19 protein-coding genes and 1 tRNA gene are annotated in these 20,355 nt (G+C 48.4%); 5 read left to right on the top strand and 15 right to left on the bottom strand.

Annotated elements, in window-relative coordinates:
* Window position 1: 1 nt before the first annotated feature.
* The 3 genes from NC980_RS02850 to NC980_RS02840 form a co-directional block, all read right to left on the bottom strand.
* Window positions 2-673: a tetratricopeptide repeat protein gene (locus tag NC980_RS02850; RefSeq protein ID WP_190379619.1), complete on the bottom strand. Its 672-nt coding sequence runs from the start codon at window positions 671-673 to the stop codon at window positions 2-4.
* Window positions 674-676: 3 nt separating this feature from the next.
* Window positions 677-2,005, bottom strand: a complete 1,329-nt coding sequence (locus NC980_RS02845) for a hypothetical protein (protein WP_242027229.1) — start codon at window positions 2,003-2,005, stop codon at window positions 677-679.
* A gap of 168 nt (window positions 2,006-2,173) precedes the next feature.
* Complete coding sequence (locus NC980_RS02840; RefSeq protein ID WP_190379618.1) at window positions 2,174-3,808, bottom strand: alpha-D-glucose phosphate-specific phosphoglucomutase; 1,635 nt, start codon at window positions 3,806-3,808, stop codon at window positions 2,174-2,176.
* Between the two features lie 294 nt (window positions 3,809-4,102).
* Here NC980_RS02840 and NC980_RS02835 point away from each other — a divergent pair, with 294 nt between their 5' ends.
* Window positions 4,103-6,643 (top strand): glycogen/starch/alpha-glucan phosphorylase, encoded by a 2,541-nt coding sequence (locus tag NC980_RS02835; RefSeq protein ID WP_190379617.1) that lies wholly within the window; start codon window positions 4,103-4,105, stop codon window positions 6,641-6,643.
* A 61-nt stretch (window positions 6,644-6,704) separates the two neighbouring features.
* Window positions 6,705-7,343 carry a histidine phosphatase family protein gene (locus tag NC980_RS02830; RefSeq protein WP_190379616.1) on the top strand — a complete coding sequence of 213 codons (639 nt, stop codon included), beginning with the start codon at window positions 6,705-6,707 and terminating at the stop codon, window positions 7,341-7,343.
* A 17-nt stretch (window positions 7,344-7,360) separates the two neighbouring features.
* Here NC980_RS02830 and NC980_RS02825 read toward each other — a convergent pair whose 3' ends face one another.
* From NC980_RS02825 to NC980_RS02805, 5 genes are all read right to left on the bottom strand, one after another.
* Window positions 7,361-7,627 carry a hypothetical protein gene (locus NC980_RS02825; protein ID WP_190379615.1) on the bottom strand — a complete coding sequence of 89 codons (267 nt, stop codon included), beginning with the start codon at window positions 7,625-7,627 and terminating at the stop codon, window positions 7,361-7,363.
* Window positions 7,628-7,823: 196 nt separating this feature from the next.
* Window positions 7,824-8,918 carry a spermidine/putrescine ABC transporter substrate-binding protein gene (locus NC980_RS02820; RefSeq protein ID WP_190379614.1) on the bottom strand — a complete coding sequence of 365 codons (1,095 nt, stop codon included), beginning with the start codon at window positions 8,916-8,918 and terminating at the stop codon, window positions 7,824-7,826.
* Between the two features lie 9 nt (window positions 8,919-8,927).
* Window positions 8,928-10,040: an ABC transporter ATP-binding protein gene (locus NC980_RS02815; protein WP_190379949.1), complete on the bottom strand. Its 1,113-nt coding sequence runs from the start codon at window positions 10,038-10,040 to the stop codon at window positions 8,928-8,930.
* Between the two features lie 183 nt (window positions 10,041-10,223).
* The gene (locus NC980_RS02810) at window positions 10,224-10,829 is read right to left on the bottom strand and encodes a DUF3318 domain-containing protein (RefSeq protein ID WP_190379613.1); all 606 of its coding nucleotides are present in this window, start codon (window positions 10,827-10,829) and stop codon (window positions 10,224-10,226) included.
* Window positions 10,830-11,133: 304 nt separating this feature from the next.
* Entirely contained in the window at window positions 11,134-11,673 is a 540-nt protein-coding gene (locus NC980_RS02805) for a Photosystem I reaction center subunit III (RefSeq protein ID WP_190379612.1), read from the bottom strand.
* 157 nt (window positions 11,674-11,830) lie between these two features.
* Between NC980_RS02805 and tsaD the strand changes: the two genes are divergently transcribed.
* On the top strand, window positions 11,831-12,874 hold the full coding sequence (gene tsaD, locus NC980_RS02800; protein WP_190379611.1) for a tRNA (adenosine(37)-N6)-threonylcarbamoyltransferase complex transferase subunit TsaD: 1,044 nt from the start codon (window positions 11,831-11,833) through the stop codon (window positions 12,872-12,874).
* Here tsaD and NC980_RS02795 read toward each other — a convergent pair.
* Window positions 12,871-13,434, bottom strand: coding sequence for a hypothetical protein (locus tag NC980_RS02795; protein WP_190379610.1), 564 nt, complete (start codon window positions 13,432-13,434; stop codon window positions 12,871-12,873). The two genes, tsaD and NC980_RS02795, sit on opposite strands and share 4 nt — an antisense overlap.
* A 183-nt stretch (window positions 13,435-13,617) precedes the next feature.
* Between NC980_RS02795 and NC980_RS02790 the strand changes: the two genes are divergently transcribed.
* Window positions 13,618-13,691: transfer RNA gene (locus NC980_RS02790), tRNA-Asp, on the top strand.
* 94 nt (window positions 13,692-13,785) lie between these two features.
* Window positions 13,786-14,352 (top strand): chromophore lyase CpcT/CpeT, encoded by a 567-nt coding sequence (locus NC980_RS02785; RefSeq protein ID WP_347273312.1) that lies wholly within the window; start codon window positions 13,786-13,788, stop codon window positions 14,350-14,352.
* On the opposite strand, the gene NC980_RS02780 is transcribed toward NC980_RS02785, so the two are convergent.
* From NC980_RS02780 to NC980_RS02755, 6 genes are all read right to left on the bottom strand, one after another.
* On the bottom strand, window positions 14,349-14,750 hold the full coding sequence (locus tag NC980_RS02780) for a MarR family transcriptional regulator (RefSeq protein ID WP_190379947.1): 402 nt from the start codon (window positions 14,748-14,750) through the stop codon (window positions 14,349-14,351). The genes NC980_RS02785 and NC980_RS02780 overlap by 4 nt on opposite strands.
* Window positions 14,751-14,871: 121 nt before the next feature.
* Window positions 14,872-15,699: a carbohydrate ABC transporter permease gene (locus tag NC980_RS02775; protein WP_190379609.1), complete on the bottom strand. Its 828-nt coding sequence runs from the start codon at window positions 15,697-15,699 to the stop codon at window positions 14,872-14,874.
* A 48-nt stretch (window positions 15,700-15,747) separates the two neighbouring features.
* Window positions 15,748-16,548 carry a class I SAM-dependent methyltransferase gene (locus NC980_RS02770; RefSeq protein ID WP_190379608.1) on the bottom strand — a complete coding sequence of 267 codons (801 nt, stop codon included), beginning with the start codon at window positions 16,546-16,548 and terminating at the stop codon, window positions 15,748-15,750.
* Window positions 16,549-16,611: 63 nt separating this feature from the next.
* Window positions 16,612-17,340 carry a PspA/IM30 family protein gene (locus NC980_RS02765; RefSeq protein ID WP_190379607.1) on the bottom strand — a complete coding sequence of 243 codons (729 nt, stop codon included), beginning with the start codon at window positions 17,338-17,340 and terminating at the stop codon, window positions 16,612-16,614.
* 177 nt (window positions 17,341-17,517) lie between these two features.
* A complete protein-coding gene (locus NC980_RS02760; RefSeq protein WP_199298782.1) occupies window positions 17,518-19,353 on the bottom strand; it encodes an ATP-binding protein in 1,836 nt (611 codons plus the stop codon).
* Between the two features lie 26 nt (window positions 19,354-19,379).
* The gene (locus tag NC980_RS02755; RefSeq protein ID WP_190379606.1) at window positions 19,380-20,276 is read right to left on the bottom strand and encodes a transporter substrate-binding domain-containing protein; all 897 of its coding nucleotides are present in this window, start codon (window positions 20,274-20,276) and stop codon (window positions 19,380-19,382) included.
* Between the last annotated feature and the right edge of the window lie 79 nt (window positions 20,277-20,355).

The raw sequence follows: 20,355 nt of genomic DNA, 5'->3' as shown, positions 1-20,355 counted from the left end.
GTTACCTGGCGGCAAGAAGTTGCTGGGCAGTTTTAATTTGCTCTGAGCTAAAGCCTGCTCTGGCAAGATAGGTGAGAGAGCTACGATCGGCATATCTCGGATCAACAGTAATGGCTTGCTGAAAAATCTGTTGAGCAGAGACTTTATCGCCCTGACCTTGATAAGCAATAGCGAGTGCAATCCAAGGGTGCGGATTGTTTGGTTCTAGTTCAGCAGCGCGTTTCGCACATTCGATCGACCAATCATACATTGCTAATCGCTCATAAGATAAGCTCAGATTGTAGTAAGGGATTTCATTGTTTGGATTGAGCATGGTTGCCCAAGTGTGTGTTGCTACAGCCTGAGAAAGATCGCCATTTACCAGATAGGCAATCCCCAACGCATTAAAGGTCTCAATGTTGAATGGATTGTAGGGAATTGCGCTTTGTAGCATACCAATTGCTTCTGGGCGACGATTCGCCAAGTGCAATGTCCAACCTAGACCAATTCGACCTGCAAGGTTTTTGGGATCGAGTTCAACGGCTTTTTCAAAGGCTGCGATCGCGCTCTCGAATTGTTCTTGATTGCGGTACTGAATTCCTCGTTGGCGATAGTCTGCGGCAGATTGAGCAACTGACAATTCCGCCGTTCCGACAACAACCGCAAGCGAGAGTAGAACACTAAAGATACGCATAAGCTAACGGGAAAGGGCTTCAATCTGAGCAGAAATCGCAGCAGGGGTGTTGGGTGATTCTACAACAATTAGATATCCGGTTGGCTTTGCTCCGAGCTTATTTAACAATCCGGGCATATGAGCCGATCGCAGTCGTCCGTTGCTGTCGTAGAGTTCCAGTGCAGAAAGACAGCCGATCGCAGGATTCCAGCCGCGACTTTGCAGGTAGCGCTGATTGTTGGTAAAGAAGCTTGGATTTTCTCCGCTTCCGTGAATTCTGAACAAGTTGCGTCCAGCCATTCCCGCCCAGTAACTTGCTTGAATTGGAAAATAGCTGCGCCAGCTTGGAGGCAGTAATGCGTTATATCCATCCAGCTTTCCAGCTAGTGTTCCTTTGCGCCCGGGAATGAATTCTTTGACTCCGGGTTCAAGCGGTGCGAATAGCTGGACTAAGGAATAAAAGCCATAGGCACGAAAGAAATCTGTATCAGGTTGTGGAATCGTTCCTTCGATGCGGTAAATACCTTGCGGTGTGTAACCGCGTGAGAAATTCCAGGAGAGATTATGCAGCGATCGCGTTAACAATGGCATCGTCCACAGTCGCCCATTTTCCCGCACAAATCGCCCTCGCTGATCTTTGAGAAAAGCGGAACACAATTGAGAACGATCGCGATTACAAAAAACATAAAGCTGCTGTTGATTCGGAACGATCGTCCAGACGAGTAAATCTCTAATCGGTGGGATGCGCGTCGGTGCTGTGAGTTCTGTAATTGTTGTGTAAAGGCTTACATTCTCAGACCAGCGTGGAAAGCGTTGTGCAATGAAGTTAATTAACTGTTGTTGTTCTGTTACACTCGTGCCTGATTTTGCCAGTGCAGACAGAGACATCGCAACCCATCGGGGATTAGAACTTTGGGCGATCGTTTGAATGAATTGTTGCTGTAAGTTCGGAGTCGGCTTGCTGAGATAAAGCTGTGTCCCGACCTGTAGCGCCATTTCGACGGTACGGGCTTGAGCAGGTGTGAGATTTTGTGGCGTGAGGGTGAGAATTTGGGCGATCGTCTCTCGGATGTAAGTATCTTGCGGCTCAATCACTGCCGTTGCCCAGAGCAGTTTGCGCCAGTGAGTTTCGTTAGAGTCTACAACTGGGTAGCGCGTCAAATCGTAAGCTGCGGGTGTGATGAGGTTTAATTGTTCCTGTCGCTGGCGAATTCGAGCTTCAGAGGTGGCAATCGGAACTGTGAGGCTTTGTGCAGGTGCGATCGCAGTTGTAAGCGTGAGAAGCAGGCTTGCAAGGGGGGCGAGAATGCGACGAGTCATATTGGGTAGAGAAGAATTGCGTTTGGGCGACATTAGGGTTTTGTCGCTGCGTTTGGGTTCTTTCTAGTCCCCTAAATCCCCCACTCGTGGGGGACTTGGAGAACCAGGAATTTCCCAAACTGAATGAATTCTCCGGCCCCCTAAATCCCCCATGAATGGGGGATTTAGGGGGCGAAGCTCCATCGGGTAATCGACTAACCCTCAAGTAATCACCGTCGGTTTGTCCATTCCGGTCAACGACTTAATCTGAGCCACCGAATCCGCAATCTGGATCAAATCCGCCAGCGCATCTTGTGGATCAGCATTGTGTTTTGCTGGATCAGCCTCATACCGTTCTACATACAGTCGCAAGGTCGCGCCCTGAGTTCCTGTTCCCGACAATCGGAACACAATCCGTGAACCATCCGTAAAGCCAATGCGAACCCCTTGTTTCTGGCTCACACTGCCATCGATCGGGTCAGTATAGCTAAAGTCATCGCTGTAGGCGACTTCATAACTACCAAACTTTTGACCTTTTAGCGTTGGCAACTTGTCTCGCAGTTGAGTAATTAAGGTGTTTGCCCGATCGCTGTCGATCGCTTCATAATCATGACGAGAATAGTAGTTCCGTCCATAAGTCCGCCAGTGTTCACGCATCAATTCTTCAACCGATTGCTGCTTCACTGCCAAAATATTTAACCAGAACAATACCGCCCACAATCCGTCTTTTTCACGAATGTGATTCGATCCGGTGCCAAAACTTTCTTCGCCGCAGAGTGTAACTTTACCCGCATCGAGCAAATTCCCGAAAAACTTCCATCCAGTCGGCGTTTCATAGCAATCGACTCCGAGTTTTTCCGCCACGCGATCGGGTGCTTGCGAAGTTGGCATTGATCGCGCAATTCCCGCAATTCCATTCCGATATCCCGGAACTAAGGTGGCATTTGCCGCTAGAACCGCCAAACTATCGCTCGGTGTGACAAAAAAGCGACGACCCAAAATCATATTGCGATCGCCATCTCCATCCGAAGCCGCCCCGAAATCCGGTGCATTCTCTCCGAACATCACTTCGACTAAATCATGCGCGTACACCAAGTTTGGATCAGGATGTCCGCCGCCAAAATCTTCAAGCGGCATGCCATTCTGCACTGTTCCCCTGGGTGCGCCCAATCGCTGTTCAAAAATCGCGTGGGCATAAGATCCCGTCACTGCATGAAGCGAATCCATGCACATCCGAAACTTGCCGCCTGTGAATAATTGGCGGATACGATCGAAATCAAACAGCGATTCCATCAGTGCTGCATAATCAATCACTGAATCAATCACTTCAACGGTCATTTTTTCCAGTTGAGTGGTTCCAAGGATATCTAAATTGACATCCGGAGCGTCGAAGATTTTGTATTCGGTGATGGTTTTACTGCGATCGTAAATTGCTTCAGTAACTTTCTCTGGAGCAGGGCCGCCATTTCCAATGTTGTACTTAATTCCAAAATCGCCATCCGCTCCGCCGGGATTGTGACTGGCTGAAAGAATGATGCCGCCGAACGCATTGTATTTACGAATCACAGCAGAAGTCGCAGGCGTTGAAAGAATCCCGCCCTGACCCACTTTCACCCGTCCAAAGCCATTGGCAGCCGCCATTTTTAAGATAATTTGAATCGCTTGACGGTTATAAAAGCGACCATCGCCCCCTAAGACCAGTGTTTGTCCGGCAAAATCACCAATGCTATCGAAGATCGCCTGAACGAAATTCTCAAGATAGTGGGGTTGTTGAAAGACCGTTACGAGTTTCCGCAAGCCAGAAGTTCCAGGCTTTTGATCGGAAAACGGCTGTGTTGTCACGGTGTTAAGGGTCATTCCAGTAGCTCTCTTTTCTCACGTCAAAGTTTTAGCTGGCAAGTTCATTGTCCACTACTTTCGCAACCGTGGAATAAATCTCTAAGTTCAAACCTTTGCTGATTGTGAATTGGGACTGATTATGAATTGGGACTGATTGTGAACTGGGGTTGATTGTGGATTGGGCGGCTTACCTAACTGCTCCGACTTAAGGATGATTTATGGTTTGAACAATAGCTTTTTTTGCTACCGTATCGGCAGTCTGTCATTTCTAACTAATTTTTTATCCGATCGTTCTATTACCGCGCCAAACTTATGCAAGCCGAAGAGATTCAACTTCCAACCACAGACGAGCTACTTCGCGACGATCGTACCGGACTCGATGTGGACACGCTCAAACGATCAGTTCTGAATAACTTGTTTTATGTCCAAGGGAAGTTTCCAGAAATCGCGGCGCTGAATGATTACTACATGGCGTTAGCCTATACGGTACGCGATCGCTTACTCCGAAGTTGGCTAATCACCACGCAAACCTACACAAAAGTACAGCCGCGCCAAGTGTGCTATCTCTCGGCAGAATTCTTGTTGGGGCCGCACCTGGGCAACAATTTGATCAACTTAGATATCTATGATCAAATGCGGCAAGCAACGCAAGAGTTGGGATTGAATTTTGATGAACTGCTGGCGCAAGAAGAAGAACCGGGATTAGGCAATGGCGGTTTGGGACGATTAGCGGCGTGTTATCTCGATTCGATGGCGACATTAGAAATTCCCGCGATCGGCTACGGAATTCGCTATGAGTTTGGCATTTTTGATCAGGATATCCGCGACGGTTGGCAAGTTGAAATTACCGACAAATGGCTCAAAAACGGCAATCCCTGGGAACTAGCGCGACCAGAATGGGCAGTCGAAATTCAACTCGGCGGATGGACTGAGCGCTACACCGATGAGCAGGGGCGCAACCGTGTCAGATGGATTCCCAATCGTGTCTTAAAGGGAGTTCCCTACGATACACCGATTCTCGGCTACAAAACCGACACTGCAAACACCTTACGGCTCTGGTCAGCCCAAGCGGTCGAGTCTTTTGACTTCGCAGCGTTTAACTCCGGGAACTACTACGGTGCAGTGGGCAGCAAAATGGCTTCCGAGAACTTGTCAAAGGTGCTTTATCCAAACGATGAGCAAGTCCAAGGAAAACAATTGCGGTTAGAGCAACAGTTCTTTTTCGTGTCTTGTTCGCTGCAAGATGTGATCCGGACTCATCATGAACAAAGGAGAATGCCGATCGAAAAGCTGCACGAATACTTCACGTTTCAGTTGAACGACACACATCCAGCGATCGCGGTTGCTGAATTAATGCGATTGTTGATTGATGTGCATGGCTTGGAGTGGGATGTTGCTTGGCACGTTACCCGCAATACGTTTGCCTACACGAATCATACGCTGTTGCCTGAAGCCTTGGAGCGCTGGTCGATCGGTCTATTTGGGTCATTGCTGCCGCGACATCTAGAAATTATTTATGACATCAATGCGCGATTCTTAGATGAAGTACGGCAGAAATTCCCGAATGATCTCGATCGCATTCGGCGGATGTCTTTGATTGATGAATCGGGGGAGCGATATGTGCGAATGGCAAATTTGGCAACCGTTGGCAGTTATTCGATCAATGGGGTGGCTGAATTGCATACTCAGCTTCTCAAGCAAGATGTGCTGCGCGACTTTGCTGAGATGTATCCGGAGCGATTCAACAATAAAACGAATGGAGTTACGCCCAGACGATTTATGGTGCTGAGCAATCCCAGGCTCTCACACTTGATTACCAGTAAAATTGGTGAAAACTGGATTAAGAATCTCAACGAACTCCGCAAGCTAGAACAGTTTGTTGATGATCCGCAGTTCCGCGATGAATGGAAGCAAATTAAGCAAGCGATTAAGCAGGATCTTGCAAACTATATTCAGCGTGAGAATGAGATTGAAGTCGATGTAAACTCAATTTTTGACATTCAATCGAAGCGTTTCCATGAATACAAACGCCAGCATTTGAATGTATTGCACATTATTACTTTATATAATCGCATCAAAGCAAATCCTGATCTAGACGTGACTCCACGCACCTTTATTTTTGGCGGTAAAGCTGCACCTGGCTACAAGATGGCGAAGTTGATTATTAAATTAATTAACTCGATCGCCGATGTAATCAACACCGATCCAGACGTGCGAGGACGAATCAAAGTCGTTTTTCTCAAGGACTACAACGTCAAATTCGCTCAACGCGTCTATCCGGCTGCCGATTTGTCTGAGCAGATTTCAACCGCCGGAAAAGAAGCATCGGGAACCGGAAATATGAAATTCTCGATGAACGGGGCGCTGACGATCGGAACGCTCGACGGCGCAAACATCGAAATCCGGGAAGAAGTCGGTGCAGAAAATTTCTTCCTATTCGGGCTAACCGCCTCAGAAGTAGCAGTTCTCAAAGCAGAAGGCTATCAACCGATGAAGTATTACAACGAGAACCCGGAATTGAAGCAGGCGATCGATCAAATTGCGTCGGGCTTTTTCTCGAAGGGCGATTCTACACTGTTCAAGCCGCTCATTGACTCACTATGGTCACCAGATCCCTTTATGCTTCTGGCAGACTACCGATCGTATGTCGAAGCTCAAGAGCGAGTGGGCGAAGCATTTCGCAATCAAGACCACTGGGTACGGATGTCGATCTTGAACACAGCGCGGATGGGTAAATTCTCATCCGATCGCGCTATTCACGAATACACCCAAACCATTTGGAACGTTCCGCCGCTCAAAGTCTGTCCGCCGGGAGAGCCTTGTTCAATTCATTGCCCCGAATCACTGATGTAAGTTCTGTTCAATTGTTGCAACCTGAAAAAGTTCAACGCTCTCCTAAACTTCTTCGATTCCTATGGCTTTAACGCTTTATTTTCTGCGTCATGGAGAAACCACCTACAGTCAAACCGGGGGCTTCTGTGGCTCACTTGATCCTGATCTCACCGACGAAGGCTTACAGATGGCGATCGCCTTCGGCAAAGCTTACTCCAAACTCGATTGGAAAGCTGCGTATGTCAGCCCGATGAAACGCACGATCGCAACGGCGAAACCGCTCTGTGAAGCTGTTGGATTAGAAATGCAATTGCGAGATGGATTACGAGAGATTGAATACGGTGAATGGGAAGGAAAAACGCAAGATTATGTCAAAGAACATGATCAAGAAACCTATATTCACTGGATGACGGAACCTGCTTGGAATGCTCCGCCAGGAGGAGAAACCGCCGTTCAAATCGTCAGCCGCTCTGAATTGGTGATTGCTGAAATTGAAGCAAAATATTCAGATGGCAATGTGCTAGTCGTCTCACATAAAGCAACGATACGGATCATGCTTTGTGGATTGCTAGGAATTGATTTAGGACGATACCGCGATCGTATTGATACCCCTGCTGCGTCGATCAGCGTCGTCGAGTTTGGCAAGTACGGGCCAAAATTAAAGATTTTGGGCGATCGATCATTTATGGATGAGGAACTGCGATCGCGCCCCGGAACCTAACTTGCTGATACGCCTGATCACCCGCCGCTAACATCTTCTCGAACCTGACTAACCATTTCTAGACAGTCGGATGCAACGGGATTATTGTTAGCTGGCTGACGCTGAGCAACTTGCATCAATAACCGCAACGCTTCATTTACAGCATCTTTAGTCGGGAATGCTTGAGCGACATCAGGATCAAGAAGAACTAAATTTGTCCCTGCTCGATAACGCTCAACATACTTACCTCTTACACCCCCTTCGAATTGAGAAAAGTCGTATTCAGGGCGTAGTTCATCTTCCATCACGGTAGCAGCTTCCTCAAAAGAAACATTGTGCTTTTCGTAGTTTGGCTTTGCTCTATCTGGATTCCACCCGTCAGCATAATATTCCGACTCCGGGTATTAGATCGACTGTCTCGGTCTAATTCTAGGATTTAGAACAGTAGATTGACTAGCTGTTCACATATTACTTCGGCTCGAACAACCCTACAGCAAATGACTAACTGCTGGTTAACTTTGTCCAATAGCGATCGTATGCCTCTAAAACCGTCCGCTCCATTGGCAAAATTGACTCTGATTTATCAATAATCTCGGTTGACGGAAACATACCTGGATTAGATCGAAGTGCTTCCGGTAATTTTGCGATCGCAGCTTGGTTTGTGGTCGCAAAAGACAATCGTTCTGTCACCTTCGCGGCTACTTCGGGTCTTAACATAAACTCAATCCAAGCATAAGCTGCATCAGGATTTGGAGCCGTTTTCGGAATCACCATCGTATCGCTCCAGATCGAAGTGCCACTGGCAGGAATTACATATCTCAGCTTGGGTTCTTGACTAATCGCAAGCAGGGCATCCGATGAATATGCCATTGCGATTGACAAGTCACCTGCAATCAATTGATCGCGCCAGCCATTCGTTGTGAATGTTGCGATCGCAGGCTTTAGTTCTTGAAGACGATCGTAGGCTTTTTGCAGTTCTGCTGGATTCTTGGAATTGTAGGAATAAGCGAGCGATCGTAGAGTTGCACCCAAAACTTCTCGCACATCATTGATCAAAGTAATTCGCCGCTTTAGCTTGTCTTTGTTCTCCCAAAGATAGTTCCAATCGGTTAGAGAGTTGGTAATCTTCTCGCTGTTGTAGAGTAAGCCCGTGGTTCCCCAACTCATTGGAACACTGTAGCGATTTCCCAGATCATGTGTTGTTCTCTGGAATCGAGGTAATAGATTGTTTAGGCTCTCTAACCGGAGATGATCCAACTCAGCAAGATAGCCGAGTCGAATCATCTCCGTCACTTTGTAGTCAGAAGGATAAATCACGCTGTAAATTCCCGCTTTTCCCGCCTGGAACGTTGCCAGCATCATCTCATTAGAGTCAAACACATCGAAGGTGACTTTGATTCCCGTTTTGGCACGAAAGGCATCAATCAATTCCTGATCGATGTAGTTTGCCCAAGTGTAGATGTGTAGCTCATCGGAGGCAGTCGCCATTACTCGATCGGTCTGCACCTTTGCCAGCGTCCAACCGCAGCTAGACAGTGCAACCCCAGAGAATCCTGCTGCGGCAGTTTTCAAAAATCGACGGCGAGAATACGACATTTGCGCCTCCTACGATTCGGATAACGCTAAACTGTCGGCGGCATCCCAATGCACATAGATGGGAGCATCAGCGCTCGGAAGGCTGAATGACGTAGGCTGGCGAACAATGATACGATCGCCCGACTTTAGCTGCACAAAACAATGGACATGCGTTCCCAAGTACATCACATCCTGTAATCGACCTGCAAAACAATTCGCTGTATCGCCCACCGGAGCTAAAGCAATCTGAATTTTTTCAGGGCGTACACTCACCATCACCCATCCCGATGTAAGCCGATTGGCGCTCTGCTGCACCGTGAGCTTGATTCCAGTTTCGGTTCTGATCCAGAGTGTTTGAGGATGTGCGCCTTCGATTTTGCCGCGCAATAGATTGGTATCACCAATGAAGTTTGCAACGAAAGCGGTTTGAGGTCGATCGTAAACCTGCTCTGGTGTACCAACCTGCTCGACTTTGCCCAGATTCATGATGGCAATGCGATCGGACAAGGAAAGCGCTTCTTCTTGGTCGTGCGTTACCATCACAAAGGTAATACCTAGCTCTCGGTGTAAGGTTGAGAGTTCGACCTGCATCTCCTTGCGTAATTTCAGATCCAAGGCTCCGAGCGGTTCATCGAGCAGCAATACGGCAGGACGATTGATTAATGCCCGCGCTACGGCAACCCGTTGCTGTTGTCCGCCAGAAAGCTGTGCTGGAAATCGATTTGCAAGCGATTCGAGCTTGACTAATTTGAGCGCGTCTCGGACTCGATCTTGAATCTCCGATCGCGAACAGCGCTGAATCTTTAACCCGAATGCAATGTTCTCCCAGACGGTCATGTGTCCGAATAGTGCATAGCTCTGGAACACTGTATTTGCAGGACGATTGTACGGGGGAACATTCACCATCGAGCGATCGCGAATTAAGATATCTCCGGCTGAAGGCTGTTCAAATCCCGCAATCATTCGCAGGGTTGTAGTTTTGCCGCAACCAGAAGGCCCCAAGATGCTAAAAAACTCACCGCGTCGAATGCTCAAATCGATTCCGCGCACTGCGGGTTCGCCGTTGTACACCTTGGTGACTTTTTGCAGTTCGACATCAAATTTGACATCGACACTCCGAGTTGGGGAAGTTTGGGTTGCCATTTCAGCCATAAAGGGACACATCGAGTGCGATCGTGGGTCATGAACGGCGCAGTTGTCTGCTATCTCTGCGACAAACTCATCGTATGCGGAAAACCCAAAATCAGAGCAAATGCCTGATTAAAAGAAATCGCGTGAGTTTGTATTGATAGATTTCCCGGCAACTGGGTAAAACGCTCACGCAATCTACTCGCGCCGCAGTTCGTCTGGAATGCCAACCGGAGAGAGTCCGCCGATCGCTCTCAAGGCTTGACATCGAAGTAATTCCACAAAGTTCAACATCCGCCGTTCATTTTGCGCCACCGACTCGATCGCGCTACATAACGCTTGTGCTGCCTCTGTTTCTGCATATCCGCGTCGCTGAGCAATTTTGATTGCTTTCTCATCTGCATCAAGCTCAACGCGCGAGCTTTTACTGTCGCGCCAGATTTGAAATAGAGCGATCGCACTTAATCCACTGGCAGCGGCAACTCCGACAAAATCTTGCTGAGCGAATTCGATTCCCAGCCCGATCGCGCCTAATACAGTTAAGCCTAACATCGGGGAAGGTTGGAGCCATCGAATCCCAAGACTCCAATTCACGGTTCGTAAAATTAACAAATCTCGCTGCGATCGCGACAATCGACTCCACAGATCGAAATTGATGTAAATCGGTCGATCGCTCGTCCACGGAAGCGGTGCGGGAGCGTCGATCACGGCTCTTTGATCGGGTTTACTCACAATTTTGGCGAACATCCGACCGGATGCAGGCATCACGTCGAGCAGTCGCCGGATTTCGGCTTCAGGATTCATCACACAAGAATGGGCAGTTGGCTACACCTACTAGAGTACAAGGTACTTGCTCTAGCAACGAGCTAACTGCCCATTTCAAGTCACTTGGGGCTTACTGGAACAAGAACAGCAAGTCCGGTGCAACCCAGTTAATCAAGATAAATGCGGTTAGGAGAACACTGAGGGTTACAACCCCTAACAGAGCATTCAAGGAAAGATATCTTGCCATAGATAATCTCCAAACAGAAGTGGATAGTTGACGACCTGTTTCGATCGCACTCGCGGCGGATAGTGCAAAATTTGCTTTCACCGCGAGGCGCAGAAATTAGCGTGCCTGTGAGGGCATTTTCCGCTTGTCAGTTCGATTCAGCAGCAGCGAGTCAGCACCTACAGGAATACGATCGTCACGCTCAATCAGGGTACCCGCAAGGAGTTCCTGGATCGAGAGAAGCGGCCACAGCAATGCAGGCAAAACGCAGCTAATTGCCAAAGGCACATCGATGATGATTTCTTTTTCTTCAGGATTGCCTGCTTTCTTTGCGGCATTCAGGTAAGACCGACCAGAGTAGCCGATCCAGCCTGCGATGTACAGAAAGAGCAGACCCGGAAGCGTGAATTCTCCGACGTGCTTGAGGTTGCCATCGGTGATCAAGTGGGGCAGTCCATCGTCTTTACCGCAGAGCAGGCCATGTTCTGCGTAAAGCTCTAGGCGACGACGAGCGGTTGCGTTTTGCGAATCTTGGATTCGTTGGGCAAACACTTCGTTTTCGCTGCAAGGAGTCAGATTATAAGCGTGGGCGGGCTGGACGTTGACAAAGCCAAGCCCAAGGAAAATGGCAAGCACTAGAGCAAACAATCGTTGCATGGAATTGTTTCCCTTTATTGACGGATTACAAAGGAGGATTGTGTCAAAAAGTTGATTTTTTGCACAAGATGAGTGGAGCGCTAAACTAGAAAACCAGCCTAGCTCATTCTCGTTGAGCGACTGTAAACAGTCACCTACTCCCAAAACCTACCAGCAAATGGCAACGGTCTTAGCAATTGAAACAAGTTGTGACGAAACTGCGGTGGCGATCGTAAAAAATCGTCACATTTTGAGTAGCGTTGTTTCGTCACAGATCGCAATTCACCAGCAATACGGCGGCGTTGTGCCCGAAGTCGCCTCGCGTCAGCACGTCGAAATCGTGAATCAAGCGATCGACCAGTGCTTCACGGAATCGGGTCTTGATTGGTCGGAAATTGACGGAATTGCGGGGACTTGCACCCCTGGATTAGTTGGGGCGCTTTTGGTCGGATTGACGGCGGCGAAAACTTTGTCGATCGTGCATGACAAGCCGTTTATCGGGGTGCATCACTTGGAGGGACATATTTACGCCTCGTATTTGAGCGATCCTGACTTGGAGCCGCCGTTTCTTTGCTTGCTAGTATCTGGGGGGCATACCAGCTTAATTTACGTCAAAGATTGCGGCCGGTATGAGGTGCTAGGTCAAACCCGTGATGATGCGGCTGGAGAAGCCTTTGATAAAGTAGCTCGATTATTGAAGCTAGGGTATCCGGGAGGCCCGATCATTGATCGGCTTGCAGCCGAAGGTAATCCAAAAGCATTCGCGCTTCCTGAAGGCCAGATTTCGCGACCGGAAGGAGGATTTCATCCCTATGATTCGAGTTTTAGCGGGTTGAAAACGGCAGTGTTGCGGTTAACTCAGCGGCTTGAAGCACCTGGGGAACCCTTGCCGATCGCAGATCTCGCCGCAAGTTTTCAAGCAACGGTCGTTCGTGCCCTGACGAAACGGGCGATCGCTTGTGCACGAGATTATGGACTAAATACGATCGCGGTTGGGGGCGGTGTGGCGGCAAATCGCGGGTTACGAGAGCAACTTCAAGCCGCAGCAGCACCGTACAACATCAAAGTGATGTTTCCACCGATGAAATTTTGTACGGATAATGCCGCGATGATCGGCTGTGCAGCATCGGAGCATTTAGATCGGGGTCATATTTCAGACTTAGCGATCGCGGCTCAGTCCCGGTTGCCCTTGTCGGAAGTGATGAGCCTGTACCGTGTCTAATTATCCAAGGCTAGCTCCCATTCGCCTGCTTGAGCGTTCCAATCCGGTTGATCTGTCTCTCCCACCACAAACGGCCCCCAATAGCGCTGTGAGCCATCCTGAGCGAAGGCAACCAGCACGTCGCCGCGTTTGAGTTGGATCGATCGGCTCGGTAACGCGACTAGCAATCCCGACTCACTGCCTTCTTGGGGCGCGAAATCCCAATGCGCCGGAAGCGCGAATCCTTTTTGGGGGTCGCTAGACTTCGCGCTTGGTTCTTTCGGCTGACGGGCTAGAAGCGCAACCCGAACAGCGTGATCGGATTGATTTCGAATCCGCAAATTGCCCTGTCTTGCAGCGAGGGCGGTAGGATCAGGCTTTTCGGCTTTAGGCGGGGTCACAGAGTCGGCAGGGGGTGAATTTGCAGTCTTGATCACCGGAACCGTGTTCGGGGTTCCAGAGGAGATCGAAATCTCGATCGGAAACACCTTAAGCAAAATAGTTCCTACGATCGCTGTCAAAGCCGTCGAAAAGAGTGCAACTTTAACTGCTGGATGCAACCCACCTTTCCCTTGTTTCATAGCTCCGCCTAGCACCTGCCAATCTTCCTACTTCAGTGATAACAAGGGAATTCAGGATTGGGCAGAAGTTTGTGTGGGGATCAAACTTCTTCTTTGGAAAAAATCTTCATGATTTATTTGACAAATTCGGTAAAACCCTGCATTATAGAGATCGTGCTGAAGAAACAGCGCGAAAGCAAATCTGGGACTGTAGTTCAATTGGTTAGAGCACCGCCCTGTCACGGCGGAAGTTGCGGGTTCGAGCCCCGTCAGTCCCGTAAAAATCACAAAAATTTAGAAATGAGTTCACTTGAACAGTTTTTCAATTGAAAGGTATCTGAACTTTTTATATGACGCCATCGAGTCATCAAAGTGCTTCAAACTCTGGCGGCATACCTAGCAGGAGAATTTGATAACCAAGATCAGGCAAGAGAAAGTCCGGCTTGGTTTGTACATCTGCGCCTGTGGCAGCGTCCCGTTCACTTGTTTGAAGATAGCTTGGCGATTTTTGCTGAGCAATCTAATGTTTTGAAGCTTGATCAACCCTACCGACAGCGCTTATTGCGACTGCAAGAGGACGATCGAGGGCTGAAGGTGCAGTATTACCAGTTCAAAGATCCGAGTTCTGTCCGGGGAGCCGGACAACAACCGGAATTGCTCGATCGTTTGACCGAGGATGCGATCGAACTACTTCCGAGCTGTACGCTACAGGTTGCCGTCAATTCGACCGATCAAGGACTTCACTTCGTCGCTTCACCGCCGCCCGATACGCAATGTGTGTTCTCGCTTGGGGGCAGTACGATTCAAGTTGCGCTGGGATTTGAGGCAATGCGCGATCGCTTCTTGAGCTACGACAAGGGGATTGATCCAGAAACTCGACGACCGATTTGGGGCGCGTTGCTGGGGGCATATGAATTTCAGAAAGTGCGATCGTATTAATCGGCAAAAACCGATTTCAAGCGCTGTAATGCAGTTTTGATTGCGTTCAATTCGTCGGGAGTGAGGCGATCGAACCGCTCTTTGAGATGGGCGATATGAACCGGAAAGATTTTCTCAAATAGCGCTTCCCCTTCGGGTGTCAGAACGATGAGAAAACAGCGACGGTTTTCTGGGGGAACTTCTCGACGGACTAAGTTTTTCTGCTCTAGGCGATCAATGATCCCCGTTAGTGTTCCTTTCGTGACCAGCGTTTTCTCTGCAAGCTGATTCATGAACATGCCAGAGGTATTACCGAGCGTGCAAATTACATCGAATTGCGGCGATGTTAAGCCAGTTTCGCGGATGTGGGCTTCGTCATAAGCGCAAAAAGCTTGATAGGTCGTGGCAAGTTCACGCATAACGGTTAGAAAGGGTTGCTTAGCAGCAGTTTTCGCATCAAAAGGGGCAGCGTTATCAAGTTTCACAGGCAAATTAGGGCTAGTGTTTTACTAATATATCAAACTGTTTCGGTTAGAACTATCATCCTTTTACACCGCTTCCGGCTTCGGTCGGAACGATGTAGCGCTGCATTACGAGGAAAAACAGCAAAATTGGCACGATCGAGATCACTGATCCCGCCGCAATCAAGCGCCAATCGAGCGTAAAGGTTCCCGCTAAATTAGCAACACCGAGCGGTAAGGTGAATAATTCAGGTCGATCGAGCACTAAAAGAGGCCAAAGGAAATCGCTCCATGACCCGATAAACACGAAAATTGCTAGCGTTACCAGTGCAGGACGAATCGACGGAAGCATCACATACCACCAGATTCCAAGCTCTGAGCAGCCATCCATCCGCGCTGCTTCTTCGAGTTCTTTCGGGACTCCTTGAAAGGCTTGTCTCAGTAAGAAGATTCCAAATGCAGACGCGATCGCCGGAAAGATAATTCCAATATAGCTATTTCGCAATCCTAACTGTACCGCTAATACATATAGCGGAATCATCACGATCTGGAATGGAATCAAGATAGTCGAGACGATGGCGCTAAAAATGATTTCTCGACCTGCAAAACTTAATCGCGCTAATGGATAAGCCGCAAGTGAGCAGAATATTAGATTCAATACAACCGTTAACGCTGACACCAACGTACTGTTGAACAGATATCGCCCAAACGGATTGCTCTGCCAAACGGTGACAAAATTCTCCAGAGTCGGTTGCTGTGGAATAAATTGCGGTGGAAATTGAAATAGGTCTTCAGTCGGCGACTTGAATGACGTGCTAACCAACCAGACGAGCGGAATCAGCATCAAAACCGCGATCGCGCTCAGCAAACTGTAAGTCAGAATTGATCGACGCATGTGAGCGCTCATGAGCTTCTCCACCCGTAAACTGATTGTCAATCTTATCTGAATTTGTCGTTACTTCGTTGCGACCACTGCCAAATTCCACGCCATTCGCTTCATGAGTGGAAGTTTTTTTAACACACGATCGAGCTTCTCAAGCCGCAAATAGGTTTTTTCTAATCGCGCTTGCTCCAGAATGATTTTTTTCCAGTAGCGCTCTTTGTTTGGATTAACTCGCTCGATTAGATAAAACTGCAAGAAAATCCACAGCGTTGCAATCCAAAAGGTATCGTAATTTGTTTGGGAATACAGCGATCGAATAAAATCCACAATTTCAATATCTAAAGGCGTTTCGTCTTCGGTTCGCACTTCTGTTGCCATGCGTCGATAGACATTAATCACCGGATTATGCCGCAACGGATCCCAAAAACAAGCCTTTCCACCGGGTTTAAGAATGCGGTGCATCTCTCGCAGCGTAATTTTCGGATCAGGAATGTGATGCAGTAAATTCGAGGCGTAAACAATATCGAACGTATTATCGGGAAGGTCGATCGCCATCGCATTCACCACCCGACCTTCGACCTGAACTCCATTTCGGGCTGCCAGTTGCAGCGCCACATCCACCATTCCAGGCGAATAATCTGCCGCAATACACTGTGCTCCCAGTCGAGCAAAATAGACGCTATTCTCACCTGCGCCACAACCGAGATCGAGCAGCAATTTTCCTCGGACATCTCCAAGCTGTCTCAAAATAAATCGATTCTCCGGAGCAGTGCAGGCTTCAAAATAATCGGATACCCGAATGCCATCGACATCGATCGTGCTTGCCCACTGATCATGGAATGCCTGCTCTCGGCGCAGTAAATCATCTTTCATAAGATTTCCAGGAATTTAACCCTCATTAAGCCATAAAAAGGCTGAAATCGTTGGGGGTTCCTGCTAAGAACCGCGAATTTCCGATCGCAATCGCTCAAGCTCCGGATCAACAGGTGGATGTGCAGGCGGCAGTGTTCCGCTGATTTGCTCTTTCATCGCGGCGAGTTCTGCATCGAGTTCGTCGCCTTGCCCCAACGCCTCAAACCGCTTTTCGAGATCATCGCTTCCCAGTTCTGCCACCGCTTCCGATCGCGCTTCGAGCTGCAAGACTTTCTCCTCCATCCGCTCAAACGCATTTATGGCGCTGCCAGTCCCGACACTATTCAGCATTTGATTCAGTTGCTCAGACGCTTTTGCCGATCGCGCCCGTGCAATGTACATATCTTTCTTGGTCTTAGCTTCAGCAATCTTGCTCTCAAGCTTCAGCATATTTTGCTTCAATTGCGTCACAACCGAAGCCTGCTGACTCAGTTGAGATTCCATCGCTTGGGCAGTCTCAACATAGCTTTTCCGTCGCGCCAAGGCTTCTCGCGCCAAATGCTCATCGCCTTTAGAAAGGGCTAACTGAGCGCGGCGATACCATTCTTCTGCGCTCGATCGGGCTTGAGCGGCTTGGCGTTCGGTGCGTTTTTGTGTGGCGATTGCCTGAGCGACGGCTTGACGCAATCGAATCAAGTCATCCTGCATATCAATCACCGTCTGTTCCAGAATCTTTTCTGGATCTTCCATCTGTGAGATTAGATGATTCAGGTTGGCGCGAATCGCACGCCAGATGCGGTCAAACAGTCCCATATCCACAACTCCCAGGAAGCCTCAAGCGCGTAATGTCTGCGATTTCGTTTCCCTAAATCCTATCGCACCTAGAGCGGAGCGATCCGCCTCACGGGTGAAGATAAGCGGCAACAAGCATGGCCGAGACGTAGAGGCAATAGACTGAACTCACCGCTCCATTGCATAGAGCGATCGACGCTACTGTATGGGAATTTCAACAAAGAATTCTGTGCCCTTCCCAAGCTGGGACACGCAGTACAATTTACCCTGATGCCGTTCCGTCACGATTTGATAGCTGATCGACATTCCCATGCCTGTGCCTTTGCCCGCGGGCTTTGTTGTAAAAAACGGATCAAAAATTCGCTGTTGCGCCTCCGGAGTCATACCTAAACCTTGATCAGCGATCGCAATTTGTACCATTCCTTGATTCAGCGTTTGAGTTCTAATCCGAATCGTGCAGCTTGTGGGTAACTTTGCGCTGCGCTGATCTTCCATCGCATCCAGAGCATTCACCAGAATATTCATAAAGACCTGATTGAGTTGGCTCACATAACAGGCGACTAAAGGTAGATCTCCATACTCTTTGATCACCTCAACCGCAGTGCGATCGGCAGTAGCCTTCAAACGATGTTGCAAAATCAGCAGCGTGTTATCAATTCCTTCATGGATATCAACGGGTTTGACCTCTGCTTCATCTAACCGCGAAAAGTTCCGCAGAGACAGAACAATCTGCCTGATACGATCCGTTCCCATCCGCATCGAAGTCAGCATTTTCGGTAAATCCCCGGCTAGAAACTCAAAATCAATTTCTTGTAGATAATGCTGAATCGGCTCTGATGAATCAGGAAGCTGTTCCTGATAAAGATGGATTAAATGCAAAAGATCCTCAGCGTACCTATTGACATAGGTAAGATTGCCATGAATAAAATTCACCGGGTTATTGATCTCATGCGCGACTCCCGCGACTAAATTTCCCAGCGCAGACATCTTTTCATTCTGGATCATCCAAATTTGGGATTGTTGAATTTGTTCGATTGCGCTAGATAGCTCTGCTGTCCGTTCTGTCACCCGCTTCTCCAGAAGTTCATTTGATTTTTTCAGATGCCCCTGCTCAATCAACTGAATTCGTCCGAGAATCACCAGTAGCGCGATCGCCAGTCCTGCAACAGTTAGAGCAATACTATCTAGGTACTGCAACTGAGATTCGATGTTCTCTCTTGGAATCAATAACGCTACAAACCAGTTTGCTTCTTGCAGCGGCAGATGAGCGAGATATTGAGTTTGGTTTCCGACTTTGATTAACTCAATGCCTTGTTTGTTCTTGGGAATGTGCTGAATGATTTCTAGCAATTGGGTATCTTGGGCTTGAGTCTTCCCAAAACCAAAGGCTGGATCGGCATGAGCCACAACCCGACCTTGGGAATCGATCGCAAAGGCATAGCTATTTTTGCCGTATTCCAAACTGCTAATGACCCGATTAATGCGCTCTAAGCTGACCAGGCTATGAATTTCTCCAATCGGTGGGCTATTCGTGTCAAAACCCTCACGAATCGGAGCCGCGATCGCCAAACTTGGAGTTTGATTGGCTCGGCTAATCAGCGGATCGCTGACATTCGTGATGCCTGTCATTGCTTTTTGAAAAAAGACGCGATCGGCAATATTTGCAGGTTTACCCCCGATCACATTGCGCCATCCATTGGGTCTAGCAATAGCGATGGCATAGACATCACTAAACCGCAGTGTTTCTGATTTGAGGTAGGGTTCTGTTTTAGCCCAATCCAGCGACCGCACCTGATCAGTATTGGCTAGGGTTTCTACATGAATTTTTTGACTGGAGAGCCAGCGATCGAGGCTTTCTCGACCTTGAGCAAGCTCTAAAAAAGCATTTTTCTTTAAGCTTTCTAACAGCGTGTTCCGGACTAACTGATAGCTATAGTAAGCACCACCACTGATCGACAGAATCAGGCTAACCGTCAATGATCGCATCAAAATATCACGGTGACACGACGCAAATTTTCGCGGAGTAAATTTCATGAGTCAGAACACAACGAAAAAGTAGTTCAGGATGGAATAGGACGATCGCCAGGTAAGCGCGGTTCTTTGGGGAGATGCTCGAACGTAATTCTGAGCCAGTCCTGCTGAAGCTTTTTCAGTTCCCCTTGCTCTCGCTGCTGCTGCAAAAATTGGTTTAACAGGTCTAATAGCTCCCGGTTGCCTTTTTTCACCGCCCAAGCTGCATAAGATTTACGGCTGACTCGCTCTCCCAGCGCAAAAATGGCAGGTTTTTCATCGACTAATACAGACAGAGACACAATATTGTGAAGAACTGCATCCAATTTTTTGTTGAGCAAGTCTTGATACGCTTCTGCAAATCCCCGGTACTGTTTGACCGTTCCGAGTCTGCCTCCTTGCTCTTTTAAAGTGGCTTCTAAGTCAGGGATAGCAGCCATCGATACGCCGCCCTGCTGTACGCCTAACACTTTCCCCGAAAGAGACTTGATTGCTTGAATCGAGTTGTCATCTTTGCGTTTGATATAAGCGATCGTCGATTCTGCAATCGGGCTTGTAAAGTCGAGAAATTTGGCGCGATCGTCGGTAATTCCGACAGCCGTGAGCGCGACATCATATTTGCCCTGCTCCACGCCAGAAAGGAGTCCCTGCCAAGGCATAATCTCCTGCTGAATCTCGAAAGGAACGGCTTGCTGTAGTCGTGTTAATAACTCATGATTAAAGCCTGTAGGCTTACCGTTAAGCAGAAATTCAAACGGCGGGTAGTCGTCTTCCGTCACTATCTTGAGATGTCCCCGCTTCTGAATTTGGTCTGCCAGAGTTTTGCTAACTTGGAGGGCGGATTGGTTCTGAGTCAAAATTTGGGAAGTTTGCAGACAGCCCTGAACTCCTGCCGTTACGAGAAAACCTGCTCCAGCTTGAAGAATAAAACGTCTACGAGCCACCATGATGGATCACACGAAAGGTCTTTTTGTAGACTTCCCATGACGTGTTGCCAATGTTACAAATTCATTGTTTCGCAACTCT

This window comes from Leptolyngbya sp. AS-A5, from assembly GCF_039962495.1.
Lineage (GTDB): Bacteria > Cyanobacteriota > Cyanobacteriia > Leptolyngbyales > Leptolyngbyaceae > Leptolyngbya.
The sequence above is the reverse complement of the archived record's forward strand: the minus strand, read 5'-3'. Positions and strand labels throughout refer to the sequence as shown.

What these genes read in the sequence shown, in the direction of transcription:
- tsaD (WP_190379611.1), top strand. Translation starts at nt 11,831, where the DNA reads ATGGCAACGGTCTTAGCAATTGAAACAAGTTGTGACGAAACTGCGGTG.
- NC980_RS02825 (WP_190379615.1), bottom strand. Translation starts at nt 7,627, where the DNA reads ATGGAAGATGAACTACGCCCTGAATACGACTTTTCTCAATTCGAAGGG.
- NC980_RS02850 (WP_190379619.1), bottom strand. Translation starts at nt 673, where the DNA reads ATGCGTATCTTTAGTGTTCTACTCTCGCTTGCGGTTGTTGTCGGAACG.
- NC980_RS02845 (WP_242027229.1), bottom strand. Translation starts at nt 2,005, where the DNA reads ATGTCGCCCAAACGCAATTCTTCTCTACCCAATATGACTCGTCGCATT.
- NC980_RS02815 (WP_190379949.1), bottom strand. Translation starts at nt 10,040, where the DNA reads ATGGCAACCCAAACTTCCCCAACTCGGAGTGTCGATGTCAAATTTGAT.
- NC980_RS02760 (WP_199298782.1), bottom strand. Translation starts at nt 19,353, where the DNA reads ATGAAATTTACTCCGCGAAAATTTGCGTCGTGTCACCGTGATATTTTG.
- NC980_RS02835 (WP_190379617.1), top strand. Translation starts at nt 4,103, where the DNA reads ATGCAAGCCGAAGAGATTCAACTTCCAACCACAGACGAGCTACTTCGC.
- NC980_RS02780 (WP_190379947.1), bottom strand. Translation starts at nt 14,750, where the DNA reads ATGCGTGAACTTGCCACGACCTATCAAGCTTTTTGCGCTTATGACGAA.
- NC980_RS02770 (WP_190379608.1), bottom strand. Translation starts at nt 16,548, where the DNA reads ATGAAAGATGATTTACTGCGCCGAGAGCAGGCATTCCATGATCAGTGG.
- NC980_RS02830 (WP_190379616.1), top strand. Translation starts at nt 6,705, where the DNA reads ATGGCTTTAACGCTTTATTTTCTGCGTCATGGAGAAACCACCTACAGT.
- NC980_RS02810 (WP_190379613.1), bottom strand. Translation starts at nt 10,829, where the DNA reads ATGAATCCTGAAGCCGAAATCCGGCGACTGCTCGACGTGATGCCTGCA.
- NC980_RS02775 (WP_190379609.1), bottom strand. Translation starts at nt 15,699, where the DNA reads ATGAGCGCTCACATGCGTCGATCAATTCTGACTTACAGTTTGCTGAGC.
- NC980_RS02765 (WP_190379607.1), bottom strand. Translation starts at nt 17,340, where the DNA reads ATGGGACTGTTTGACCGCATCTGGCGTGCGATTCGCGCCAACCTGAAT.
- NC980_RS02820 (WP_190379614.1), bottom strand. Translation starts at nt 8,918, where the DNA reads ATGTCGTATTCTCGCCGTCGATTTTTGAAAACTGCCGCAGCAGGATTC.
- NC980_RS02795 (WP_190379610.1), bottom strand. Translation starts at nt 13,434, where the DNA reads ATGAAACAAGGGAAAGGTGGGTTGCATCCAGCAGTTAAAGTTGCACTC.
- NC980_RS02755 (WP_190379606.1), bottom strand. Translation starts at nt 20,276, where the DNA reads ATGGTGGCTCGTAGACGTTTTATTCTTCAAGCTGGAGCAGGTTTTCTC.
- NC980_RS02805 (WP_190379612.1), bottom strand. Translation starts at nt 11,673, where the DNA reads ATGCAACGATTGTTTGCTCTAGTGCTTGCCATTTTCCTTGGGCTTGGC.
- NC980_RS02840 (WP_190379618.1), bottom strand. Translation starts at nt 3,808, where the DNA reads ATGACCCTTAACACCGTGACAACACAGCCGTTTTCCGATCAAAAGCCT.